Here is a 22,919-nt window from a genome sequence, read left to right as displayed (position 1 = left end):
AGGTGAGTGACATACTGCCTAGTCAAAGGGACAGGCATGTGAAGTTCACGACCACATGGAGGGCTCGTTCTTTGAAATTCTCACACAAAACCTGGGTGGTGACGTGCGCGCTGGCCGCCACGGCGACGCTGCCCGGATCCCCGGCTCAGGCCGATGATTCGCTGTTCGGCGTCGCGCCGGAGGTCTCGCACCAGATTTGCGACGGCAAGGAGCACGACGACCGCTGGTATCAGGAGGTCGGTGAATGGCTGGAGTTGTCGCCGGCCATCTTCGAGAAACCGGTACACAGCGAAACTCGCGCCGAACTCTTCCAGAATCCCGCGTTCATCCAGGACACCCGGAAGGCGACGTGTGGCCAACCGGACGCCTATAACGGGAAACTGAAAGAGCTGATCACCAAGTACTACAAGCCGGGAAATCTGGCGCCGGACTGCGGCACCACCGAAGGGCTGCAACGCTTCATCGACCGCAGGCTGGCGGTCTTCGGTTGGGTCGCCGCGAACGACTGGAACGCGCCGAAGCCGCCCGCTCCCACCTGCTCGGCCTGAACCTGGTTCACGGCCGGCGTTGGGCCGCACCGCGTTTCGCCCGGTGCGGCTCAACGGAGGGTGTAGCCGCCGTCGGGGTAGAGGGTGGAGCCGGTGGTGAAGGTATTGGTGAACAGGTAGACGACGGAGTGCGCGATCTCGTCCTCGGTCGCGGGGCGGCCGAGCAGCGACTCGCGGCGATACTGGTCGAAGGCGGCCTCGCGGACGTCGTTCGAGCGGTTCGACCACAGGTGCCCGTCGACCGTGCCCGGTGATATGACATTGACCCGGACCGGCGCGAGTTCGACCGCGAGGCCGCGGCCGAGTCCCTCGATGGCGGCATTGCAGGCGACGTAGGCGGGCGCGAGTCCGGCCGGACGGGCCGACGCGGCGCCCGACATCAGGACCACCGACCCGTCGTCGGCCAGCTTCGGCGCGGCCAGTCGGACCGCGTGGTACTGGCCCCAGAACTTCGATTCGAACGGTGACGCGGCGTCGGCCGGGCTCAGCTCGCGCATCGGTCCGACCTGGTAGGACGCCGCCGTGGTGAAGAGGTGGTCGACGCGTTCGATGCCGTCGAAGAAGGCGGCGAGGGAATCGATGTCGCCGGTGTCCACGGTCTGCCAGGCGGCCGCATCGCCTAGTTCCTCGGCGGCCGCGGCCAAGCGCGAGGCGGTGCGCCCGCCCAGCACGACTCGGCCGCCGGCGGCGATCACGCGCCGCGCGACTCGCAGCCCGATGCCGGAGCCGCCGCCGATCAGCACGACCGCGCGGCCGCGCAGATCTCCGGCATCGCGTGCTGCGTCGGACCCGTCGGTGGCGCTGACCTGCGGCATATTGCTGTCTCCCTCGCACACGGTGGTTATTCGGCCATCGGCCGCAACCATCGGGCGACTCGGGCTATTCCCGCGCTCGGTGCTCGGTCAGCGCAGGTACTGCGAAACCGTGTCGGCCATCTGCGAGCGGAAGGCGGCGGGGGAGAACGACTCGGCGTGCGCCCGGATGGTCGACGGCGTGTAGCGGGCGGGGTCGAAGTCGCGCATCGCTTTCGCGAGGTGATCGATGACCGCCTCGTCGGAGCCGTGCGGGATGTGTTCGCCGGTGACGCCGGGGTCCACCGTGTCCAGCGCGCCGCCTTGATCGACGGCGAGAATCGGTGTGCCGCAGGCCATTGCCTCGACCGGGACGATGCCGAAGTCCTCGACGCCGGGCATCAACAGGGCGCGCGAGCGGCGGTAGGTGTCGAGCAGCACCTCGTGCGAGGTCGCGCCGAGAAAGGTCGTTTCCGAACCCGCGAGCGTTTCGAGCTGCGCGCGGAAGCGGCCGTCGCCGAGGATGACGAGTCGGCAGCCCGCTCGCTGTGCGGCGAGGATGGCCAGATCCGGGCGCTTGTACGGGACGAGGCGACCGGCGAAGAGAAAGAAGTCGTCCCGGGGGATCGTCAGCTCGGGTGTGAAGCGGTCGATCTGGACCGGGGGATAGGTGACCGTCGAGGGCAGTCCCCACCAGTCGTTGACCCGGGCGGCGACGGCACGCGAGTTGGCGACCACGTGGGAAAGCCTTGGGGCGGCGCGCAATTCACCGCGGCGGGCCAGGCTGCCCAGCGCGGCGAGGGCGAGTTGACCGGCACGGCCTCCGGCCTCCTGCGCGCGGAAGTCCTTGTCCCAGGCCCATCGTGCCGGGCTGTGCACGTAGGCGATGACCGGTGCGTCGGTGGCGAAGGCCGCCTGGCTGGCGAAGGCGTGGTGGCTGACGACGACGGCGTCGAAGCGATCCCCGAGGGGCAGACGGCGCAGCGCGCGAGGGACGAACGGCAGCAGCGGAGCATGGGAGCGGCGACCGGAGGCGGCATAGGCGCGACTGAGCCAGGTGTCGTGCACCGTGGTCAGCGGCGGCCGAATGCCCGCCGGATCGACGATCGGTGCGAAAACCTCGGTGCTGGGCCAGGTTTCGGCCAACTCGCCGACCACCGCCTCGGAGCCGCCGAACTCGGTGAACCGCTCGTGCACGATGGCGATGCGCGGCTGGGTCATGCGCGCTCCGTGGCGATCTGGCGCGGCTCGGCCCGGCGCCGGATGGCGGGAGCGACAGGTCGGCCTGCCAGAAGACCGTCGACACTGCCCTGCTCGATCGCCTTGCGGTACACCGCCGCCGCCTCACGGCAAGCCGCGATGGTCTCGTCGATGTCGGCGTCGGTGTGCGCGGCCGAGGTGACGAAGGACTGGCCGAGCACACCGCGATGCAGCAGCTCCTGGAGAAACAACGTCCGGAACGCTTGCGACGGTTGCCCGTTCGGATCGCGGGTGACGAAGACCAGGCAGGACGGACGGCCGAGCACCTGTAAGTAGTCGGCGATGCCGAGATCGGCGGCCACCGCGTTGACCCCGTCCGCGAGACGCCGCCCCGCGTGCTCCATTCGGCCGATCGGATCACCGGTCCGATACTCGTGCACGACCGCGCGGAAAGCGGCCAGGGAACCCGATTCCGGGCCGTGCGTGGTGGACAGCAGGAACACCCGATCCTGATCGGTGCGCAGCCCACCGAGTTCCATGAACTCGCGTTTCCCCGCGAGCGCGGACAGCGGAAAGCCATTGCCCATCGCCTTGCCCCAGCAGGACAGGTCGGGGCGCACCCCGTACACCGCCTGCGCGCCGCCCGCGGACCAGCGGAAGCCGGTGATCATCTCGTCGAAGATGAGTAGTGATCCGTAGCGGTCGCACAGTTCTCGAACACCCTCCAGGAAGCCTGGTTCGGGTTCGGAGAGCGCGGTGGCGGCCTCCAGGACGACGGCGGCGACCGTTCCCGATTCGAGTACGGCGGCCAGCGAGGGCAGGTCGTTGTACCGGAATCGCACAGTGCCCGAGGTGATTTCGGTGGGGATGCCGCTGTCCATCGCGGTGGTGCCGATGAACCAGTCGTCCACCGAGAAGAACGGCTGATCGCACACGGCGATGGCGGTCCGGCCGGTCGCGGCGCGGGCCAGCCGGACCGCGGCGGTGGTGGCGTCGGAGCCGTTCTTGGCGAACTTCACCATGTCGGCGCCGGGCACCAAGGTGAGGAAGTCCTGTGCGGCAAGCAGTTCCAGCTCGGTCGGGCGGCTGAAGCTGATGCCGTCGGCGATGGCGCGGTGCACGGCGTCGAGCACGGGTTGGCAGCCGTGCCCGAGGGTGACCGAACGCAGGCCCATGCCGTACTCGATGTAGCGGTTGCCGTCCGCGTCCCAGACCTGACAACCGCTGCCGCGCACCAGGATCGGCGCCATGAACTCGGGATACTGGTCCGCGCCCCTGGCGTAGGTGTGCGCGCCGCCCGGAACCAGGTCGTGCAGCCGGGCCTGGAGCTTGTTGCTGCGGGTGAAGCGGCGGGGGTCCGCCGGTTCACGGGAAATAGACTCCATGGTCTGGCTCCTGGAGGGTCGGGTCGCGCACGCAGGAAAGACCGCCTGCGCGAATCCTCCCTGCGCGCACCGGGTTCTGCGCACAACTGTACGTCGGCCCGATCGGCTTGTCCGCGCAACCGCGTTGCCTGTCGGTCGTTTGGTATACAGCTGTGCGCGTGGTCACTGATGCTCGGTGGAACCCGGTGTCCGTTGCGCGGACGGCGCCGAGGACTCGATGTCCGGTTCGGCGACCGGACAGGACGTGATCGCCCACAGGTCGTGGTCACCCCGGCGGCCGGTCGCGCCGACGTAGCAGCGCATGCGGCCCTCCTTGGTCATGCCGACCCGAGCGGCGATGTCGGCGGCGCGGGTGTCCGCGGGCTCGACCGCCGCGGCGACCCGGCACAGCCCGAGCGGCCCGAAGGCGTGCTCGAGCAGCAGCCGGGTGGCCGCGGTCTGGATGTCGTCGGGATGCCCCGGTTCGGTCCAGACGAACATGCGCGCGTTGCGGTCGAACATGTCGAGGTCGAACAGCCGGGCCTCGCCGGCATACGCGCCGTCGACCTCGATTGCCAGTACCAGTCCGCTCGCCGAACGCAAACCCGGACGGGCATAGACGAATTGGCGCAACCAGCGCATTCGGCTGTGCTGCTGCGCCCACGTGTCGTCGGCCGCCACCGGATATGGATCCAGCGTGGCCCGGCCGCGCAACCGCGCGCCGCGCCATCGGCTCCAGTCGGAGAGTCGCCGGCTGCGGACGACGATCTGCGCGCCGCCGTCCTCGGTGAGCCGGACCGGGCGGGCGGCGCGCAACGGATCGAGCAGATGCAGGACGCGGCCCGCGTAGAAGCGCGCGGAGGCGGCGACCACGGCGGTCCTGGGGAACGCGTCGGGTGTCTCCGCCTGCGCGGCAGGCGGCTGCGGGGCATGCCGGTCATAGCGGTCCAGCCAGGACCGCGCGAACCCGCCGGCCGGGACGTCTGCCCTGGTGACCGCCCACAGCTCGTGGTCGCGCCGGGCACCGCCCACGTCGAAGTAGCGGCCCATCAAGGCTTCCCGTTGGAAGCCGAGTTCGGCGGCGCCGTGCGCGGCGGCGACGTTCTCCGGCGAGATCGGCGCGGTGATCCGTTCCAGGCCGATCTGCTCGAGCCCGTAGTCCATCAGCAGCGCGGCCGCCATGCCGCCGATCCCGTGCCGGGCGACCTCGGCGTCCACCCAGATGCCGAGTTCCGCCGCCCCGGTGGCGGTGTCGATCGAGCCGAGTTCGACCTGTCCCGCGAACCGGCCGTCGACCTCGATCACCGTGGCCAGCCTGCGGCCCGAGTCGGCCTCCGACCGGCTGGTCAAACACTCACGCACCCAATGGGTTCCGCAATGTCGCGCCGACCAGTCCAGCGTGGAGCTGTACCAGAACGGCTCGATATAGCGCCGGTCCCGTAGCCGGATCCGCCGCCAGTGTGGGTAGTCCGCGATCCGCGGTGGCCGCAGCACGACGGTGTTGCCGTGCAGCGACACCGGGCCGAGACGGATGCGCGCCAACGATTTCGGACTGGTCGACATCGGCGCCTACTCGCGAGGTCGGATTTTGCCCAGTGACATCGTCTTGAGCACGCCCTCGGTGGAGACGGACAGCCGCCAATATGTCCCTGACGCGTCTTTGAGTACGATCCCGCCCTCGGTCTGCTCGGAAAGCCAAGTCCCGCTGGACAGTACCGCCGACCGTAGTGCACCGTCGGCCGATTGGGTCTGGAAAACGTCGGTGTCGCCGCGCCCGGCCTTGCCGACCATGGTTCCGGTGAAAGTGGGCGCGTGCATGCTGGTCCGGCCGAGCACGTGCCAGTGCGGTGGGAAGATCGACGGGTTGAGATCGTCTGCCGCCGTGGAGATCAGGTTCACCGCGGTGCCCTCGGGGCAGCCGTTCGGATCGATCCGCAGCTCGACCGGCGGCTTCTCCAGGTCCTTGTCGAACTGGACGTTGGCGAGATACGGCTGGCGGCAGTAGATCAGGTCCAGGCCGACGGTGCGCGCGGCGACCTTGCAGTTGATCATGCCGAATTGGGCAGGCCCGCCGCCGCCCGCCTTGCCGACGGACAGCGCGATGTCGGCGCCCTCGAACCACACGTTGGTGAGCCACCAGTCGTTGGCCGCGCCGTCGATGAGGATGTGCTTGTCGGTGGTCTTCGGGTCGGAGTCGGAGACGAATTCGACGTTGGTGAGCGCTAATCCGGCGTTGTGGTCGTTGCCGGTGCCGAGCACGCCGACCCAGTTGCTGGTGAGTTTGGACGAGGTGACGTAGTTCTGGATGCAGGAGGTGACGATGCCGATGCCGAAATTGTTGATGTCGCAGTTGAGGAATGCGGTGCCGCCGGTATTGCCCTCCAGCACCACGCCGCGCTGCTGGAGATAGCGCGGATGGTTCTCGGCGATGTGGTTGCCGCGGATCACCACCGAATCGAACGAGCAGCGAAAGCATTCCGACAGCAGGACCGCGGTGGCCTTCGGCCCGGCCAGGTAGAAGCCGAGCCGGGCGAACCGCACCCGGCTGCGTTTGCGCAGCGTGATGAGCGTGGTGTCGGTCATGCAGTTGACCACCGTGACGTCGGCACCGTCGCCGAGAACCGTGGCGTAGTCGCCCAATTCGGGCCAGGCGGTCACGTTGTAGTGACCCGCGGGTAGGTACATCACCAGCGGCGCGTCTTTGACCGCGGCCGCCGCGGCGATGGCCGCCGTGTCGTCGGCGATGCCGTCGCCGATCGCGCCGAAGTCACGCACATTGCGCGCGGCGGGTGCGTCGGTGACGTGCGGGGAACGGAATTCGATGTTCGGCGCTGCCGGAGACTCGGTGGTACCACAGGCCGCCAGGGCCGGTACCGCACCTACCGCGCCGAGCGCGGCGGCGAGCATGCTTCGCCGGCCAACCGTTTCGTTGCGGTGAACCAATTCGTTGCTCAAAGCCGCAGCCTCCCGGTAAGTCGCTGCAACCGGTTGCCCGGCTGGCTGTACGCTACCGCGCCGGTCAGCTTGTTGTCGCCGAATGTGGCCAGGGCGCCACGCAATTGCGGCGCGCTGGTGCTGCCGAGCAGCACGACGGCGATGGTCTGTTCGCACAGCGGGGCGAGTGCGATGGCGTCGGCGGCGTGGGTGATCGGTGCGGTCTGCACCACGACGTGGTCATAGTCGGTGCGCAGTTTCGCGACGACCGCCGCGAACCGGTCCGAGGCGAGCAGATCCGGGGTCTGGCCGTCGGCCTCGCCCAGCGGCAGTACGGTGACGCCGGTTTCGGCCCATCCGGTCAAGGCTTCGTGCACGGGCGTGGTTCCACGCAGCACCGCGGAGAGGCCGACGCCGGTATTCTCCAAGGCCCGTGAACTCCCGTTGCCGGTGGTGTCGGCGTCGATGAGCACCACATTGCTGCCCATGTCGGCGAACGACTTCGCCAGCGTCATCGCCACGTCCGGCTCGGACCGGGACGAAAGACTGGTCAGCAGAATGGTTCTGGCCTCACCCTCGCGGAGCAGCCGGGTGCGTAGCCTGCGCGTCTCGTCGGGAGCGCCGGGGCGGCCCGCGTCGATGATGCCCAGGATCGGCACCGGCAGAATGGCTTCCAGGCTGTTGGAGGTGCGCAACGTGCGGTCGGTGCGGTCGCGGACGAGCGCGCCCGCGCAGCCGAGCGCGAGGCCGGCCAGCAGGCCGAGGAACAGAATGCGGTTCGTCTGCGGACCGCTCGGTCCGGACGGCACCTCGGCGCGGTCGACCACGGTGATCCGGGCGGCCGGTGCGGCGTCGCGCTCGATGGTCTCCAATTCGTCTACGAGCCTGCGGAATTGGGCGACCACCGAGTTGGCGAAGTCGCGCGCGCCCTCGGCGGAGGACGCCTGCACGGTGAGGACGATGTTGGTGGTGGCCGGCGGCGAGAACGCCTTGATCTTGCTCTGCACCTCGGCGACCGACATCTTCAGCCCGAGGTCGTCGATGACCCGCTTGGCGACGGTGGCGCTGGTGGCCAGGTCCAGGTAGGAGCGCACGCGCTGCTGGGCGGCCAGCCCACCCTGGTAGGAGTCGTTGACCGAGGTTCCGGTCGCCATCGACACGTACATGCTGCTGGTGGCGACGTAGGTGGTGGGCAAGGTGCTCAGATATCCGGCCGACGCGCCTAGGCACAGCACCACCACCGCGACGATGATGACCCAGCGCCGGCGCGCGATATGCCAATAGTCGATCAATCCCATGGGGATTCTCTCTTTTCGATGGTGGATGCCCCGACGAATTGCGCGCTTGGCGCGTCTTGCCTTGCGGTAGAAGCTGTTTCGATCCGGGTGCGCCGCCGGTACTCGCGGACCACCAATGAGATGAGCCAGGCCAGCACGGCGGCCTGCAAGAATTTGCCGAGATTCTCCATGCTGCCGAGGATTCCGCGTTCGAACAGCGCCGAGGCGCCGGTCATGGCGAGCCCGAGCACCACGACCGGGAAGAAGCGCGAGTACAGCGCCTTGGCCCAGGCGAGCAGCAGCAGGAAGGTGAACGCGGCGCAGACGACCACGCCCGGATAGCCGCCGAGCACGAAGCCCTCGTTGAGATTGCCCTCGGCCAGCGACACCGACACCTTGGTCATGTCGACCGACGCGCCGCGCACCTCCATAGCCCACTCGGTGCCGGACTGGAACTTGGTCGTGCCAAGGAGCTGGCTGGGGATCAGGCTGTAGGTGGCGTGCTGTAGCGCCTGGGCGGGGGTCAGCCAGAAGCCCGGTTGGTGGAAGTAGGCGTCGGTGGCGGCCTCGAGCAGGTCGAACCGGCGCAGGATGCTCAGGAACGGCTGCACGATCGCCGGATAGCCTGAATCGGTGAGCGAGGACTCGGCCCGCGCGTACTGGGTCTGCTTCAGCGATTGCAGCCAGCCGAACCCGCCGATGCCGAGCACGGCGATGGCCGCGACCGAGACCGCCTTGCGCTTGGTCCAGCCGAGGATGGCGAAGCGGACCGCGATGGCCATCGCCGCGCCGATGATCGGGGTCTTCGATTCGACGATCGCGGTCCAGGCCAGCTCGCCGAGCAGCAACCCGCCGATGATCAGCCAGGTCATCTGCGTACTCTCCGGCCGGATGAAGATGATCAGGCCGAGGGCGGCGATGGTAGCCAGGATGGCGACGAAGGCCAGGATCGGATTGGCGCTCTCCACATCACCGGCGCTGCCGATGGAGCCGGAGACGTAGGACGCGCCGCGGCCGAGCAGGCCGACGCCGTACATCGCGGCGAGGGTCGGCACGAAGTCCGGGTCGCCGGTCAGCGACGGCAGTTTGACGGGCGGATGCCGCCGGGCCCAAAGAGCATAGGCGACAACGAATCCCGCGTAGACCCACAGGCCGAAGACGACGTGTTGCAGCACCAGCGCGATGCCGCGGTCGTAGCCCAGCTGAGCCAGGCGCGGGTCCGGGACATTGTCACCGAAGTGCGGCTCCGGCTGCACCCACAGCAGCACCACCGGCCGCGCGACATACGACAGCGACCAGAACGCCGCCTGCGCGATCAAGAACACCCGGGCGACGCCGGGAATCCTGGTGGCCGCCACCGCGATGGTGGCGAGCGCGAGGGCGATCAGCAGCACCTCGGTGGTCGCCGTCATAACGGGGGCTCAACTGATCGCATGGATGATCTCCCGCGCCCGGTCGACATAACGGTGGTTGCCCGCGAGGATCCGTTGGTATCCGGCTTCGGCCACGGCGGCCGCCTTGTCGGGATGGGCCGCGCACCAGTCGAGGATGCCGAACAGCTCGTCGGCGGTGGCGAAGAGGAAGCATTCACTGGTGTCCTGCAACAGCTCTGCGTGCTCGTCGGTGCGTTCGCCGACGAACAGGCCGCCGGCGGCGGGCACCTCGAAGGTGCGGCAGGTGTGGGTGTCGCGGTTGTCGGAGTTGAGCAGCACCAGGTTGGCGGTAACGCCGGCCACGACCTCGGAGTAGCGCTCGCCGTAGACCGCGCCGCCGACTTCGGCTCCGGTGGAACGCAATTCGGGTACGCGCCGCCATCCCGGTCCGCGCACGAGCATGCGCGAGCCGTGGGTGCGGGCGAGGGCGACCAGGTCGGCTCGGCGGTCCGGGCGGCACACGCCGATGAAACCGACCAGGAACTGGCGGGTTCCGCGGCGTGCGGTCGGGTGATGCCAGGCGGGGTCGTAGGCGCTGCGCACGAAGGTGACGGCGCGCGCGCCGCGGTCGCGCAGCTCGGCCACGTTGTGCCGCTTGGTGGTGACGATATGGTCCCATTCCGCTTCGTGCGCAAGGTATTCCGCGCTCGTGTTCGCGGGATTGGCGACATCGTCGGGGCTGTAGTGCACGTGCAGGGCGGCGGGCAGGTCGAGGAGCCGGCGCTGATCGAGGTGAATGCCCTTGAACGCGAACACCAGATCCGGCCGGAACGCCGCGGCCGCCTGCTCGATCTCGGCGTGCAGGCCGTTGACGTTCCACGGCGCGCGGCGTCGCGCGAGCTTCGAATAGACCCAGGGCGCAGACAGCCTGGCCGGCAGGGTGACTCGGGTGGTGTCGATGGCGACCACGTCGTGCCCGGCCTGCCGGAAGCCGTCGGCGAGCGAGTGGGCGTTGCTGCCGACCCAGTCATCTCCCAGGTAGAGAATTCTCATGTCCCGCCCTCCTCCCGCATCAGCACAATCGCGGGATCAGGGGGCGGTGTTACTCGCTCGCGGCCAATCAACGTGCGGATTCGCAGCAGATACCAAGCGGCGACGGTGAATTCGACGACCACGGTGCCATAGACCAGCGTCCACACCGAGTGGGTGCGGAACGCGATGCCCAGCGCCACGGCGGCGACGCAGGTGCCGAGCACGGCCCCGATCAGCACGCCGGTGGTGTCCTGCCGCACGGGCAGCACGGCGGTGGTGACGAACGAGGTGATCGCGGTCGCGGGCAGTACGAAGATCTCCACCCGCAGCAGTCCGATCGCGGCGGCGAAGTCCTCGCCGAATACCAGGTGGATCAGCAAGGGCGCGGTCAGCCAGACCGCGGCGGCCGCCACCGTCGCGGTGCAGATACAGGCGAGCAGCGCCTGCAAGGCGTGTCGCCAGAAGTTGTCGTCGGCGCTCTTGCGCGCCATCCGCGGTAGTAGCGCGAAACCGATGGGGTCCAGGGTGGATTGGATGGCCCGGACCAGGCGATCGCCGGCGGAGTACAGACCGAGCGATACCGCGTCGAGCACCGCGGAGTAGACCGCCGCCGCACCTTGTCCGTAGGTCGTCACCAATAGTCGGGAGATGAAAACCGGTGCGCCGGTACGTAACACGGTCCGCACGCCGCGTGGCCGGGTCGGCGGACCGAAGGTGCGCAGCGAATCCCACCAGGTCAGCACCACGGTGGGAATGGACGACACCAGCAGGCACAGCACCGCGACCTGGGCGTTGGGCATCCGCGGCAGCACCGCGACCAGCAGCACCAGATAGCCGATCCGGCCGACGCCCTGGTAGGCGGTGGAGGCGCCGAAGCGGCCCTGGCCGATCAGCAGCCAGTCCTCGGAGGCCGACCAGAAACCACCCGCGAACAGGCCGAGCAGGATCATCTCCAGATGGATGGGCGCGCCAAGCGCGTAGCTGAGCAGCAGCGCGGCCCCGAGGATGCCGAGGGAGCTCGCGCGGATGGCCAGGTAGTCGCCGCGCAACTGGTTGATGTGCTGGAGGCGGTCTCCGCCGAGGCTGGCGTCGTGCACGCGAGCGGCCAGATACGAGGTGATGCCGAGATCGACGAGCAGCGAGCCGATGAAGTAGGCGGACATGCCGATCGCCAGCAGGCCGAGGCCGTGCGTGCCGAGCACCCGAGCGGTCAGCGGCACGGTCACTATCGTGACGACATACTGTCCGTATTTACCGAAGCTGACGTAGCCGATATCGCGGATGATGCCGAGAAAGCCCATGCGGTGCTGCGGAGTTCGGCGATGCGTGCCGGTGGGCGGCGACGGCTGGTCCGGGACCTTCGGGGCTGGGTGTTCAGCCATGCGGGGCTCTCTCCGATGAATGTGGTGTGCCCGCAGCGTCGTTGCGTCGTGCGATGTCGTCGAGGAAGGCGGCGACCGTGCGCGCCGTTTCGGTGATGTCGAAGTCCTTGGCGCGCAGGCGGGCCGCCGTGGCCAGCCTGCTGCGCAGGGCCGGGTCGCCGATGAGGGTGTCGAGTGCGGTGGTGAGTTCGTGTTCGTCGCCGCCGGTGACCAGCAGCCCGTGCACGCCGGGTTCGACGATCTCGGCGGGACCGCCTGGGCCGGAGGCGATCACGGCGCAGCCCGCGTGCATGCCCTCGACCACGACCTGCCCGAACGGCTCGGGCAGCACCGAGCTGTGCACGAGAATGTCGGTGTCGCGCAGGTATTCGGCGGGGTCGTCGACGTGGCCGGTGAAGATTACCGGCAGCGCCAGCGCGCGGGCCAGCCGCTCGAGTTCGGCGCGGTAGGGCTCTTCGTCGAAGAACGTGCCGCCGATCAGAAATACTTGGTGCGGGCGGATTTTCGTGGCCGCGAGGGCGCGGAGCAAGACGTCCTGGCCCTTCCACGGGGACAACCGGCCGACCACGGCGACGACGGTGTCGGCGGGCGGACGTTGGTCGGGACGCGCGGTCTCGGTGCCGAGTTCGACGCCCGGATAGGCGACGATCGCGGGCCTGCGGCCGATCGGCAAGGTAGCCAAGGTCGTTCGGCTGTTGGCGAGGTAGCCGCGGCTGAACAGGCGGCCGAGCAGACGCAGCACGAGGGTGGGCAGCCGTCCGAAGTAGTCGGCGGCGATCCGGTCGTGCACCTGCCAGACCAGCGGAATCCGGGCCCGGCGGGCGGCGACCGCGCCCATCACGAGCGCCTTGCTGCTCTCCGCGACCAGCACATCCGCGCCGAGTTCCGTGGCGGTGCCGCCGAGCGACCAGCCCAGCCGCAGCAGTGCGACGAACCCGGCGACCAGGCGCAGCGGTCCGGAGCCGATGGTCATCGCGCGGCTGTCGAATTGCCCCCGCACCACGCGGGTTTCGACGCCGCGGGCGCGCGTCCGCTCGACCATCGGGCCGTCTTCGGTGTAGACCATGGCGACCTCCAGCCGCCCCTGCTCGCGCAGGGCCGACACCAGCCGCAGTGTGGCCAGTTCGGCGCCGGACGGCGCCGCGGTGTGCGCGAGGAACAGGGCGGTACTCATTGCCTGATTGCCCGGTACATCGCGAGATGCCGTTCGGCTGTGACATCCCAGGAGAAGGTCTCCGCGTGCGCCCGGCATTGCGCGGGGCTCGGCACGGTGCCGTGCAGCGCGGAGACGATGCGCGCGCCGAGTGCGTCGACGTCGCCGGCGGGCACGATGAGCGAGGGGTCGAGCCCGCGCACCGAATCCGGCAGTCCGCCACAGTCGGTGACGATGGGCGCGCGGCCCGCGGCGAGCGATTCGAGGGCGATCAGTCCGAATCCTTCGAGGGCGGTGGTCGGCACGACGGTCAGTTCCGCCTGTTCGTAGAGTTCGGTGAGGCGCTGATCGGCGATGTGGCCGGCGAAGCTGACGGTAGCACCGAGGGGTATTGCGGCGGAACGTAATTCGGCTTCCGCGGTGCCGGTGCCGACGATCACCAGGCGCGCCGCCGGGTGTTCGGCGAGCACCGCGGGCCAGGCGCGGAGCAGATTGTCGATGCCCATCCGGCGTTCGAGCCGGCGAACACACAGCACCGTCCGGGTTTCCGCCGCCGGGATGGGCGAGGCGTGGAATCGGCCGAGATCGACGCCGGGCGGGATGACCGCGATGCGGTCCGGGGAAACCCGGTAGTCGGTATGTAGTACGTCGCGAAAGTGGTTGGACAGCACCACGAATCGGTCCGCGCCCGAATAACGGACCCGCTCGAGCAGATACTTCGCGCGCACCGCCGTTTCACTCTGGCCGGTGAGCCGGCTCTCGGCGGCCCACGGCCCGTGGAAATGGACGACCAGCGGCAGCCGTCCGCGCCGGGCGATGGCGGCCGGACCGTAGAGGCAGAAGTGCCGATCGAGCACGGTGTCAGGGTGTAGTTCGGCGCGATCGAGGAACGCGGTGCGCGCCCGCCGCAGCGTGGAACCGCCTGTGCTGCCCCATGATTGGGCTCCGGGAGCCGCGGGGGAGTCCGCGCCGAACGCGGCCGCGGACACCTCGGCCGCCGGTTGTCTGGTGAGCGCGTGGAACAGCTCGGTGAAGTACCGATTGAGCCCGCCCGGCGCGGACGCGAACCACTCGGAACCCGTCATGTGCACCCGGACGATCTCGGTACGTTCCGTCACCCATGCCCCCTACTGGCGGTGATGGCGGACGAGTCGCTATCGGTGAACTCGCCTCTCCCGCAAAAGTCTAGGGGACTGTGGCCCTTCTGGTCGGGCAGTCGGCGAGCTACCGACGGGTCACCCCAGATCGAACAGATTCGGCTGCCCAGCGCGGAAGCGCGCGGCGTCCAGCTGGCGCAGCGGTTCGAACGCGGGAATCGACTCGCGGGTGAACATCCGGACCCGCGCGGCGGGGGAGCCCGCGGCGTCGAGCAGCGCGTTGACCGCGGTGCGGCCCGCCTCGTTGGCGCCCTCCATGGTGGCCAGGTCGAAGTTGGTGCGCACGTAGTCCGCGGCGAGGAACAGGTTGGGGATCTTGGTGTGCGCCTCGGGCCGGGCCGCCCAGGAGCCGATCGTGTTGATCAGCAACGGTTCATCGCTCTGGTTGCGACCGTTCTGCCAGGTGATGCCCGGGTCGAGCAGCCAGTCCCGGACGATGCCGTCCTTCAGCTGGACCTTGCCGTCGTCGTTGAGCGCGGCGGCCAACTGGGCCCAGGTCTCCTGGTAGATCTCGTCGTGGGTGCAGTTCTTCGCGGTCTTGCCGAACAGGATGCCGGGGGTGTCCCAGTCGGAGATGTCGATGGTGAGGCCGTCGTGGATGGTGCCGTCGCCGTATTTCGCGGCGTAGTCGACGTCCCAGAAGGCGCGCTGGGAGTAGGAGGTCAGACGCCAGGGCGCGTCGAGGTAGATGTTGTATCCCGCTCCGAGTTCCAGCTTTTCGGTGACGAACATTTGCAGGCCGCTCATCCAGTCGACGGTGAGTTCGTCCATCCGCGCGAGAGCCGGGTCCAGGCCGCGGATTTCGGGTGTCCAGAGCTGCCGGGCGCGATCCGTCGGCACGGCACAGACATACCAGTCGGCTTGGTGGAGCTGAGTTGAGCCGTCCGGCTGGCGAATTCGCGCGCCGCCGATCTGATCGCCCACGATCTCGAAGCCGTCCAGCGCGTGTCCAGGCCGGAACTGCACGCCCATACCGCGCAGCAAGGTGAGCCACGGGTCGAGCCAGGCCTCGTTGGTCGGGCCGTTGAGCACCTCGTACACCTTGGGCCCGCCGGTAAGCTCTTGCAGCAGGGCCAGGAAGAAGCCCTCCATCATGTTGCCCATCGTCCTGGTGCTGGCGACGTACTCTTTCGCCGCGACCAGGGCGCGGGTCAAACCCGTTGCGGCGAGAGCTTGGAACTGCGGCGAGCGGCTGGCCGCGCCGACGAAGTCCCACCAGCTGACGTGCTCCCACTGACCGAAGCGGCGGTCCTCGCTGGAGGTCAGATAGGTGACGACCCGGCCGGCCATGTGGATCGCCTCGGGCAGCGGGATGAGGTTGTTCTTCAGGAAGCCCTCGATCAGGATGCGCTGCAAGCCTTCCGGGGTGAGCGCCTGCCGCGGATCGAAGTAGAACCCGAACATCAGCGGGAAGCCGTCGGGGAGGTTGTTGGCACGTGGGTAGCGCGGGTCGTTGACCGAGAACGGAATCAGGTTGTCGTGCACCGTGTTCCGGGTGCCCGGCAGCGGGATGCGCTGCATGGTGTCGTGCACGTGGTGATAGAACGAGGTGAAACCGCGCGCGCCGTGCTCGCCGGGCAGTGGGGCACGGCCGTCGCTACCGGTGCCGGGCAGGGGGATGGTGCGGGACTTACCACCGAGTTCCTTGCGGTCGAAGACGGTCACCTCGAAGCCGCGCTCGGCGAGTTCGTGGGCCGCGGTGAGTCCGCCGATCCCCGCGCCCAGTATCGCGACCGTGTTGCGGCCCGGGCCGTTTCGCCTGCGCGTCCCCTGTGCCGCCGCCGGGCCGGCGGTCGCCGCCAAACCGGCCGCCCCGGCCAGACCCGCCGCTCCACGCAGGACCGCTCGCCTGCTGACCGCGCTGTCTCGATATTGAGCTGTCACTGCACGACCCCGTTCGCATTTCTGACTATCCTGATAGTCATATTTAGCAGATGCTCGGTCGAGATGGGAGACAATGCCGGGATGACGAGTAGGGAGCGCTGATGAGCGGCGACGCCAAACAGCGGCGACCGGTGCGGCCGTACGGCGGGGTCGGCGCGGCGGATCGGGTGGCGGCGCGGCGGAACAAGCTGCTGGATGCCGGGCTGGAGCTGTTCGGTACCCAGGGCTACTCGGCGACCGGGGTGAAGGATCTGTGCCGCGCCGCGGGACTGACCGACCGGTACTTCTACGAATCGTTCGGCGGCACCAAGGAACTGTTCGCCGCCGTGTTCGACCGCGTTATCGACGAGCTGTTCGCGGCGGTGGCCGTCGCCGTGGACGCCGAACCGGCCGAGGGAACCCGCAAGCTGCGGGCGGGTATCGGCACGTATCTGACCGCGCTGGCCGAGGATCCGCGCCAACTCCGGATCGTCTTCGTCGAACCCACCGGGGCCGGCGCCGAACACCGCATGCGCGAGGCGCTGTGGCGATTCGCGCAACTGGTCGCCGCGACCGCGACCGACGCGCGGCCCGAAACGCCGCCGCCGAGCGAACTGGTCGACATCTACGCGCTGTCCGTCGTCGGCATGCTCGAACGCGTCCTGGTGGAAAAACAGGGCGGTCGGCTGGCCGTCTCGATGGCCGAACTCGTGGACTATTGCACGGCATTCGCCGGTGCTTCGCTCAGCGCGCTCTACGCCGGCCGGATTACCAAACAATCCGGTCGGCACGAAGTACGTTCGCGCGCAACGGAGTAAGTTGCTCGGAGCTGGCGGGTAACTCCGCGAGCGGTAGCCGCGATGCATAGCGTGGGGTAGATTTCACAACGAGTTCGTGCTCGGCACGGACCGACCCGCGGGGGGCCGGCGGGAGGGTATGGACAGTGGGGACCGTAGGTTCCGAGGCCGAGCGCGCCGATGTCACCGAGGGTGATATCCGGGTGCTCGTCGAGAACGGCGAATATTGGCTGCGCAACCGCGGCGATATCGCGATGATGGCCGTGACGGTCGAACGGCTGCGCGCACGCTGGCCGCGAGCGCGCATCGGGGTGCTCACGCACCAGCCGGGCATCTTGCAGGCGCTGCTACCCGAGGCGGAGCCGCTCTGCGGACCCGACTGGAGCTGGGGTGGCGACGGCTGGTCCGGACGCCTATCCCGCACGGCCGGAACACGATTGGTCGGTCCGGCGGCACTGCGCTGGCGCGCGGCGACGGACGGGCCGAAGGACCGGCTGCGGGCGCTGCGCTCCGCGGCCCGGCGCCGGGCCAACGGTCCCGGCATCACCGAACACGTCGCGACGCCGGAAGAAACCGAATTCCCGGTCGAGATCCCGGCCGCGGTCGAACAGGCGTCGCTCGTGCTGGCGCTCGGCGGCGGGTACATGACCGACGTCGACCGCTATCAGGCGCACCGCACGTTGAACCTGCTCGAACACGCGCGCTCACGGGGCATTCCGACCGCACTGGTCGGTCAGGGCCTCGGACCGCTGCGTGACCCGGCGCTGGTGCGGCGCGCGGCCGAGGTGCTGCCGGACGTGGACTTCCTCGCGTTGCGCGAGGGACGACGCGGGCCGGAGCTGCTCTCGCAGTTCGGTGTCGCGCCGGAGCGGGTGCTGGTCACCGGTGACGACGCGGTCGAATTCGCCTACCGCCTGCGGAAGGCCAAGATCGGCGCGGACCTCGGGCTGTGCCTACGGGTGGCGGACTACTCGCGGGTCAGCGCCACCGCGCAGGCGACGCTGGGCCGGGTGGTGCGCACCTGCGCGGGGCAACTCGACGCCGGTGTGGTGCCGCTGATCATCTCCGAATACGCCTCGGAGGATCGGCTTTCCACGCTGCCGCTGCTGGCGGGCGCGGCCGCCGCGCGACCCGCGGTCGGCCGAGGTGGCACCCCGCAGGATGTCGCCCGGCAGGTCGCGGGCTGCCGGGTGCTGGTCACCAGCGCCTACCACCTCGCGGTTTTCGCGCTCTCCCAAGGGATTCCGGCGATCGGCATCACCGCCTCGGAGTACTACGACGACAAGTTCCACGGGCTCTCACAGATGTTCGGCGCCGGACTGCGGGTCGTGCACCTCAACGATCCCGCGCTGGAGCAGACGCTCACCGAGGCCGTGCGCGAGTCCTGGGCCGAGGCTCCGTCCGTGCGGGATGCGTTGCAGCAGAAGGCTGTAGCACAGATCGAAGCCAGCCGGGCCGGGCTCGAACGGGTCTTCCGCCTGGTGGAAAGCGGCCCGGTGCGACCGGGTCATCATCGAGGGGGATAAGCCATGACACGACTGTCGGTCTGCGTACCGGCCTATAACTCGGGCCGCACGCTGGCCACGACGCTGCGCTCGGTGCTGGACCAGGACGTCGATTTCGAACTCGTCGTGCTGGACAACGCCAGCACCGACGAGACCGGCGAGATCGCGCACGCGGTGGACGACTCGCGAATCCGGGTGCTGCGCAACGAGACCGTGCTACCCATCGGGGACAACTGGAACAAGGTGATCGGCGCGTCCACCGGTGACCTGATCAAGGTGGTCTGCGCCGACGACGTGCTGCGCCCCGGCGCCTTGGCGGCGCAGCTGGAGGTGATGGTCGGCGACCCGTCGATCGCCATCTCGTCGAGTCGATTCGAAGTGATCGACGAGGACGGCGCGCTGCTCGAGACCGGGCTCGGCCTGGCCGGGCTGCTCGGCAGGCAGAGCGCGCGGGCGCTGGCCCGGGTCATCGTGCGGCGCGGTCCGGCCGATTTCGGGCCGACCGCGGCGGCGATGTTCTATCGCAAGCACTTCGACCAGGTCGGCGGGTTGCGCGGCGACCTGGTGTTCCCGATGGACGTCGATCTGTTCGCCCGGGTCTCGTCCTTCGGGGTGTTCTTCGGGATGTCGGAAATCCTTGCCGCGTGGCGCAATTCGTCGTTCAACCTGTGCAGCCGGACCTCGACGGTGAGTAAGCTGACCGATATGTACCGGTTCCATCACCGCATCGCCGGCGACTACCCGCATCTGGTCAGTCGCGGCGACGTGCTGGCGGGAGACACCCGGTTGGCGCGAGCGGCGTTGTACCGCTTGCGCGTGCGCACGGTGGCGACCGTACGCAAGCGGCCGGACCTGCTGGTCTGACCTACGTCTGACCCGACGAAGCCGCCCCGGACCAACCCGGGGCGGCTTCGTCGTATTCGACGGTGCTCAGATGGTCCAGAGCCGCCCGTAGGTGTACACGGTGTCGCCGCTACCGCTGACCACCTTCACGAACGGCCGAATCGTGGTCTGCCCGACCACACCCGTCACGGTGCCGTGGAAGCCGCCGATCCGGATGAAGCCGCTGGTGCCGGAGACGTCGCCGCCCGCGAATTCGACCGTCTGGATGCCCGGGCCGAGGCCCACCTCGAGCTCGATGCCCGCGCGCGGAATCAGCCCGTTCAGCTTGAGCAGCGCGCCGCTGTCCCCGCCGAGATCGACGCCGAGATCCGGGGTCGAGTAACCGAACTTCAACCGCCCGCTCAGCGTCGCCGGATAGCCGACCTGGTAGCCGACGGTGATGTGCCCACGCCAGTCGTCGGCGCTCGGGCCGGTGACCTTGAACGACGCCTCGCCCGTGTGGAACCACTCACGGGTGAACGGATTTCCATCCAACGGCGGCACGAAATCGATCCGCGTGTCGGATTGGATCGCCTCGATCGAACGATCCTTCTGATCGACGATCTGGCTACTGCTGTCGACGACCGCTCCCGCGGTGCCGGTCCCGAACGCCAGTCCGGACGCCAACACCGTGGCGATCGCGAACATACGGACGCTTCGGCCGCATTGCTGCGGTAATTCCCTCATCAGGTTGTCCCCTCTGCACACACACCTGGCCGAGCGTGGTAGTTCGCTCGACGCCCGCTCCCCGGCACGCAGGAGCGAAGAACTTCATCGACCATCTAGGGCTATCAGGTGTTCGGTAAACGAAATCATGTCAGATCAAGCGCATAGAGCAAACGGACAACAAATCTGCTGGGGGACAGCGAATTCGAGGCAACTCATCCTCCCTTGACGGCCGAGTCGGCGGGGTCGTCGACGATCCAGCAACCGTCGAGTTCGGGGTAGCGGGCGCGCACCTCGGGCAGCAGGTCGGGCAGCGTCAGCAGCACCAGATCCGGTCGGGCCGCGACGAGTTCGGCGGGCGCGATGATCGGCACGTCGGTGCCCGGCATCCGGCGGCCCTGCTTCGCCGGGGACGCGTCGGCCACGGCGGTGATCAGCCCGCGATCGACGCCCGCCAGGCTGAACAACGCCACCGCGCGCGAGGCCGCGCCGTAGGCGAAGACCCGATCGCCCTGGGCCGCATGCCTGATCAGCCAGCGGCGCAACACCTCGGCATGCCCGTCGGCGGCCTGCTGGAGGCCGGCGACCGCGAGCCGATCGGTGTAGTCGGCCTCCCGCGCGCGGATCTCGCGGACGGCGGCGTCGGGTGGATGCGTGCCGTGCCGCGCGGCGACGAGCACGGTGCCGCCGTACAGGTCGAACTGCCACGCGGTGGTGGCGCTCATGCCCGCGGCGGTCAGCAAGCGGCTCAGCGCGGACAGCGAATAGTAGGCAAAGTGACCGTGCCGCAGCGCGTTCCACTGACCCGACGCGACGATGGTGGCCAGCGAGTGGAATTGGATCAGCAGCAGGCCGTCCGGCGCGGTCGCCGCGGCCCGCTCGGCGAAGGCCGCGCGCTGATCCGGCTCGTGCATCAGGCCGAAGCAGTCGAGCACCACATCGCCGACGCCTTCGGTGGCCGAGTAGCCGCGCTCGGTGAGCAGCGGCACCCAGGTGCCGCCGTGCGGGCTGCCGAACTCACGCACCGTCTTGCCTTGGAGCAGACCCGCTTTCGCGACCCTGGCGACCGCGTCGGCGGCCTGCTCGCGCAGCGCCGCGGGTTCGATGCCGCGCGGTTCCTCGGCGCGGGTGTCGTCCTCGGCCAGTTGCGCGAGACCGCAGGGCGTGCACAGATCCATGCGCAGCGGATGTGCGGTCTCGGCCAGGCCGACCGGGGCGGCTGCGGGCGGGAAGTAGTCGGCGGCGGGAACCATGCCGAGATCGAGCACCGGGTTGAGATCGATGCTCCCGCAACCTCGGCAGCGCCGCGCGCTAGCGGGAATGAGCACGGTGAGCCCTTCGGTGGCGCGCCGCAGACTCGGACTCGCGTGGCACCATGGCCGGGTGCGCATCGAGCAGACCGAGCTCGCCGACGTCCTCGTACTGGTCCCCGAACCGTTCCGCGACGACCGCGGCCTGTTCACCAGAACGTTCGATGCGGCGGAGTTCGACACCTATCTCGGCCGGCCGGGGGCCGCGGCGGCCTTCCAGCAGGACTCCCAATCCCGTTCGGGCAGCGGTGTTGTCCGCGGCATGCACGGGCGCTCCGGGCGCGGCGAGGCCAAGCTGGTCCGCTGCGCGCACGGCGCGGTGCACGACGTGCTGGTCGATCTGCGGCGCGGCTCGCCGACCTTCGGCCGGCAGCAGGCGTTCCTGCTCGACGACGAGACGTTCCGGCACCTGTACGTGCCGCCCGGCTTCCTGCACGGCTTCCAGGCGCTCACCGACAGCGCCGACGTCTGCTACCGCATCGATCGCCCGCACGACCCCGCCGAGGACATCGGCGTCGCGTACGACGATCCCGACCTGGCCATCGCCTGGCCGCGCCCGGTCACCCTGGTGTCCGCACGCGACGCCGCCGCGGGCAGCTGGCAGCAGCTGCTCGCGGCGTGGTGACGACGGCCGAGGCCTAGCTGGCCGGAACACGGGCGGTGCCGGGCTGGATCCGGCGCATCGATTCGTCCAGCAGCCCGGAGTCGCGCAGCCGCTCCAGATGCGGCAGCCGGGTGAACTTCTGGAAGAAGTCGTCGTAGGTGAGGCCACGCGCGGTGTACTCCTGGAACAGCTCGTCCGCCCCGGCCTGCACGGTCCAGAGCGCGCGAAAACCGATGGCGGAGCGGGCCGCCGAGAAATCGACCCGGTACGAACGCGGGTCGGCGCCGCTCTCGCCGGTGATGTTCAGCCGGGAACCGGGCACCGCCTCCACCACCGCGCGGGCGATGTCGGCGACGGTGAGATTGTTGGACTCGGTGCCGATGTTGAAGGCGCGGCAGTGAATTGCCGCCGGCGGCGCGGTGAGGCAGTTGGCGAACGCCCACGCGATGTCGCGGGCATGCACCAGCGGCCGCCACGGGGTGCCGTCGGAGAGCACCTTCACCTCGCCGGTCAGCGTGGCGTAGCCGACCAGGTTGTTCAGCACGATGTCCGCGCGTAACCGGGGGGAGAAGCCGAATGCCGTTGCGTTGCGCAGGAATACGGGGGAGAAGCCGGAATCGGCCAGCACCGCGACGTCGTCCTCGACGCGCACCTTGCTCTCCGCGTACGGGGTGATCGGGCGCAGCGGCGCGTCCTCGGTGACCAGATCGGCACCCGCGGCGCCGTAGACCGAACAGGTGGAGGCGTACAGGAATCGCCGCACGCCCGCCTCCTTGGCCAGCCGGGCCAGGCGCACCGACGCGTGATGATTGATGTCGTAGGTGATCTCGGGAGCGAGCGCGCCGAGTGGGTCGTTGGACAGCGCGGCGAGGTGAACGACCGCGTCGAAACCGCGTAAGTGCTCGACGGTGACGTCGCGCAGGTCCATGGTCAGTCCGGGCGGATCGCCGGGCAGGTCGCCGAGCACGCAGTCGGCGAAGAAGCCGGCGTCCAGGCCGACCACCTCGTGCGCGTTGGCCCGCAGGATCGGCGCCATGACGGTGCCGAGATACCCCTGATGACCGGTGAGCAGGACGCGCAT

Annotated in this window: 20 protein-coding genes; 5 read left to right on the top strand and 15 right to left on the bottom strand. The window is 69.1% G+C overall.

The features are described from left to right. The first annotated feature begins 38 nt into the window (after positions 1-38). Positions 39-548 (top strand): hypothetical protein, encoded by a 510-nt coding sequence (locus AB0M22_RS41105; protein ID WP_364738484.1) that lies wholly within the window; start codon positions 39-41, stop codon positions 546-548. Between the two features lie 50 nt (positions 549-598). Here AB0M22_RS41105 and AB0M22_RS41100 read toward each other — a convergent pair whose 3' ends face one another. The 12 genes from AB0M22_RS41100 to AB0M22_RS41045 form a co-directional block, all read right to left on the bottom strand. Then, entirely contained in the window at positions 599-1,363 is a 765-nt protein-coding gene (locus tag AB0M22_RS41100) for an SDR family oxidoreductase (protein WP_364738482.1), read from the bottom strand. 87 nt (positions 1,364-1,450) lie between these two features. Continuing rightward, entirely contained in the window at positions 1,451-2,560 is a 1,110-nt protein-coding gene (locus AB0M22_RS41095) for a glycosyltransferase (RefSeq protein WP_364738480.1), read from the bottom strand. Next, entirely contained in the window at positions 2,557-3,924 is a 1,368-nt protein-coding gene (locus AB0M22_RS41090) for a glutamate-1-semialdehyde 2,1-aminomutase (protein ID WP_364738479.1), read from the bottom strand. The genes AB0M22_RS41095 and AB0M22_RS41090 overlap by 4 nt, the downstream gene beginning before the upstream one ends. 162 nt (positions 3,925-4,086) lie before the next feature. Next, complete coding sequence (locus AB0M22_RS41085) at positions 4,087-5,466, bottom strand: GNAT family protein (RefSeq protein WP_364738477.1); 1,380 nt, start codon at positions 5,464-5,466, stop codon at positions 4,087-4,089. 6 nt (positions 5,467-5,472) lie between these two features. Beyond that, the gene (locus tag AB0M22_RS41080) at positions 5,473-6,810 is read right to left on the bottom strand and encodes a glycosyl hydrolase family 28-related protein (protein ID WP_364738567.1); all 1,338 of its coding nucleotides are present in this window, start codon (positions 6,808-6,810) and stop codon (positions 5,473-5,475) included. A gap of 44 nt (positions 6,811-6,854) precedes the next feature. Continuing rightward, on the bottom strand, positions 6,855-8,135 hold the full coding sequence (locus AB0M22_RS41075; RefSeq protein ID WP_364738476.1) for a protein tyrosine kinase: 1,281 nt from the start codon (positions 8,133-8,135) through the stop codon (positions 6,855-6,857). Further along, the gene (locus tag AB0M22_RS41070) at positions 8,126-9,526 is read right to left on the bottom strand and encodes a hypothetical protein (protein ID WP_364738474.1); all 1,401 of its coding nucleotides are present in this window, start codon (positions 9,524-9,526) and stop codon (positions 8,126-8,128) included. The genes AB0M22_RS41075 and AB0M22_RS41070 overlap by 10 nt, the downstream gene beginning before the upstream one ends. A gap of 9 nt (positions 9,527-9,535) precedes the next feature. Then, positions 9,536-10,540, bottom strand: a complete 1,005-nt coding sequence (locus AB0M22_RS41065; RefSeq protein WP_364738472.1) for a glycosyltransferase — start codon at positions 10,538-10,540, stop codon at positions 9,536-9,538. Next, positions 10,537-11,820, bottom strand: a complete 1,284-nt coding sequence (locus AB0M22_RS41060; RefSeq protein WP_364738565.1) for an oligosaccharide flippase family protein — start codon at positions 11,818-11,820, stop codon at positions 10,537-10,539. The genes AB0M22_RS41065 and AB0M22_RS41060 overlap by 4 nt, the downstream gene beginning before the upstream one ends. 73 nt (positions 11,821-11,893) lie before the next feature. Continuing rightward, positions 11,894-13,075, bottom strand: a complete 1,182-nt coding sequence (locus AB0M22_RS41055) for a glycosyltransferase family 4 protein (RefSeq protein WP_364738470.1) — start codon at positions 13,073-13,075, stop codon at positions 11,894-11,896. Then, complete coding sequence (locus AB0M22_RS41050) at positions 13,072-14,145, bottom strand: glycosyltransferase family 4 protein (protein WP_364738563.1); 1,074 nt, start codon at positions 14,143-14,145, stop codon at positions 13,072-13,074. Before AB0M22_RS41050 ends, AB0M22_RS41055 begins: the two co-directional genes overlap by 4 nt. Positions 14,146-14,289: 144 nt before the next feature. Continuing rightward, complete coding sequence (locus tag AB0M22_RS41045; protein ID WP_364738468.1) at positions 14,290-16,095, bottom strand: FAD-dependent oxidoreductase; 1,806 nt, start codon at positions 16,093-16,095, stop codon at positions 14,290-14,292. A gap of 101 nt (positions 16,096-16,196) precedes the next feature. Here AB0M22_RS41045 and AB0M22_RS41040 point away from each other — a divergent pair, with 101 nt between their 5' ends. From AB0M22_RS41040 to AB0M22_RS41030, 3 genes are all read left to right on the top strand, one after another. Further along, positions 16,197-16,892 carry a TetR/AcrR family transcriptional regulator gene (locus AB0M22_RS41040; protein WP_364738466.1) on the top strand — a complete coding sequence of 232 codons (696 nt, stop codon included), beginning with the start codon at positions 16,197-16,199 and terminating at the stop codon, positions 16,890-16,892. 125 nt (positions 16,893-17,017) lie between these two features. Next, entirely contained in the window at positions 17,018-18,397 is a 1,380-nt protein-coding gene (locus AB0M22_RS41035; protein ID WP_364738464.1) for a polysaccharide pyruvyl transferase family protein, read from the top strand. Between the two features lie 3 nt (positions 18,398-18,400). Beyond that, on the top strand, positions 18,401-19,240 hold the full coding sequence (locus AB0M22_RS41030) for a glycosyltransferase (protein ID WP_364738462.1): 840 nt from the start codon (positions 18,401-18,403) through the stop codon (positions 19,238-19,240). A gap of 66 nt (positions 19,241-19,306) precedes the next feature. Here AB0M22_RS41030 and AB0M22_RS41025 read toward each other — a convergent pair whose 3' ends face one another. Both AB0M22_RS41025 and AB0M22_RS41020 read right to left on the bottom strand, forming a co-directional pair. Then, positions 19,307-19,906, bottom strand: coding sequence for an MspA family porin (locus AB0M22_RS41025; protein WP_364738460.1), 600 nt, complete (start codon positions 19,904-19,906; stop codon positions 19,307-19,309). 233 nt (positions 19,907-20,139) lie between these two features. After that, the gene (locus AB0M22_RS41020) at positions 20,140-21,252 is read right to left on the bottom strand and encodes a methyltransferase domain-containing protein (protein WP_364738458.1); all 1,113 of its coding nucleotides are present in this window, start codon (positions 21,250-21,252) and stop codon (positions 20,140-20,142) included. 55 nt (positions 21,253-21,307) lie between these two features. Between AB0M22_RS41020 and rfbC the strand changes: the two genes are divergently transcribed. After that, the gene (gene rfbC / locus AB0M22_RS41015; RefSeq protein WP_364738456.1) at positions 21,308-21,859 is read left to right on the top strand and encodes a dTDP-4-dehydrorhamnose 3,5-epimerase; all 552 of its coding nucleotides are present in this window, start codon (positions 21,308-21,310) and stop codon (positions 21,857-21,859) included. Positions 21,860-21,872: 13 nt separating this feature from the next. On the opposite strand, the gene AB0M22_RS41010 is transcribed toward rfbC, so the two are convergent. Further along, on the bottom strand, positions 21,873-22,919 hold the full coding sequence (locus AB0M22_RS41010) for an SDR family oxidoreductase (RefSeq protein ID WP_364738454.1): 1,047 nt from the start codon (positions 22,917-22,919) through the stop codon (positions 21,873-21,875).

The sequence above is a fragment of the Nocardia sp. NPDC051756 genome, from assembly GCF_040681495.1.
Taxonomy (GTDB): Bacteria; Actinomycetota; Actinomycetes; order Mycobacteriales; family Mycobacteriaceae; genus Nocardia.
The sequence above is the reverse complement of the archived record's forward strand: the minus strand, read 5'-3'. Positions and strand labels throughout refer to the sequence as shown.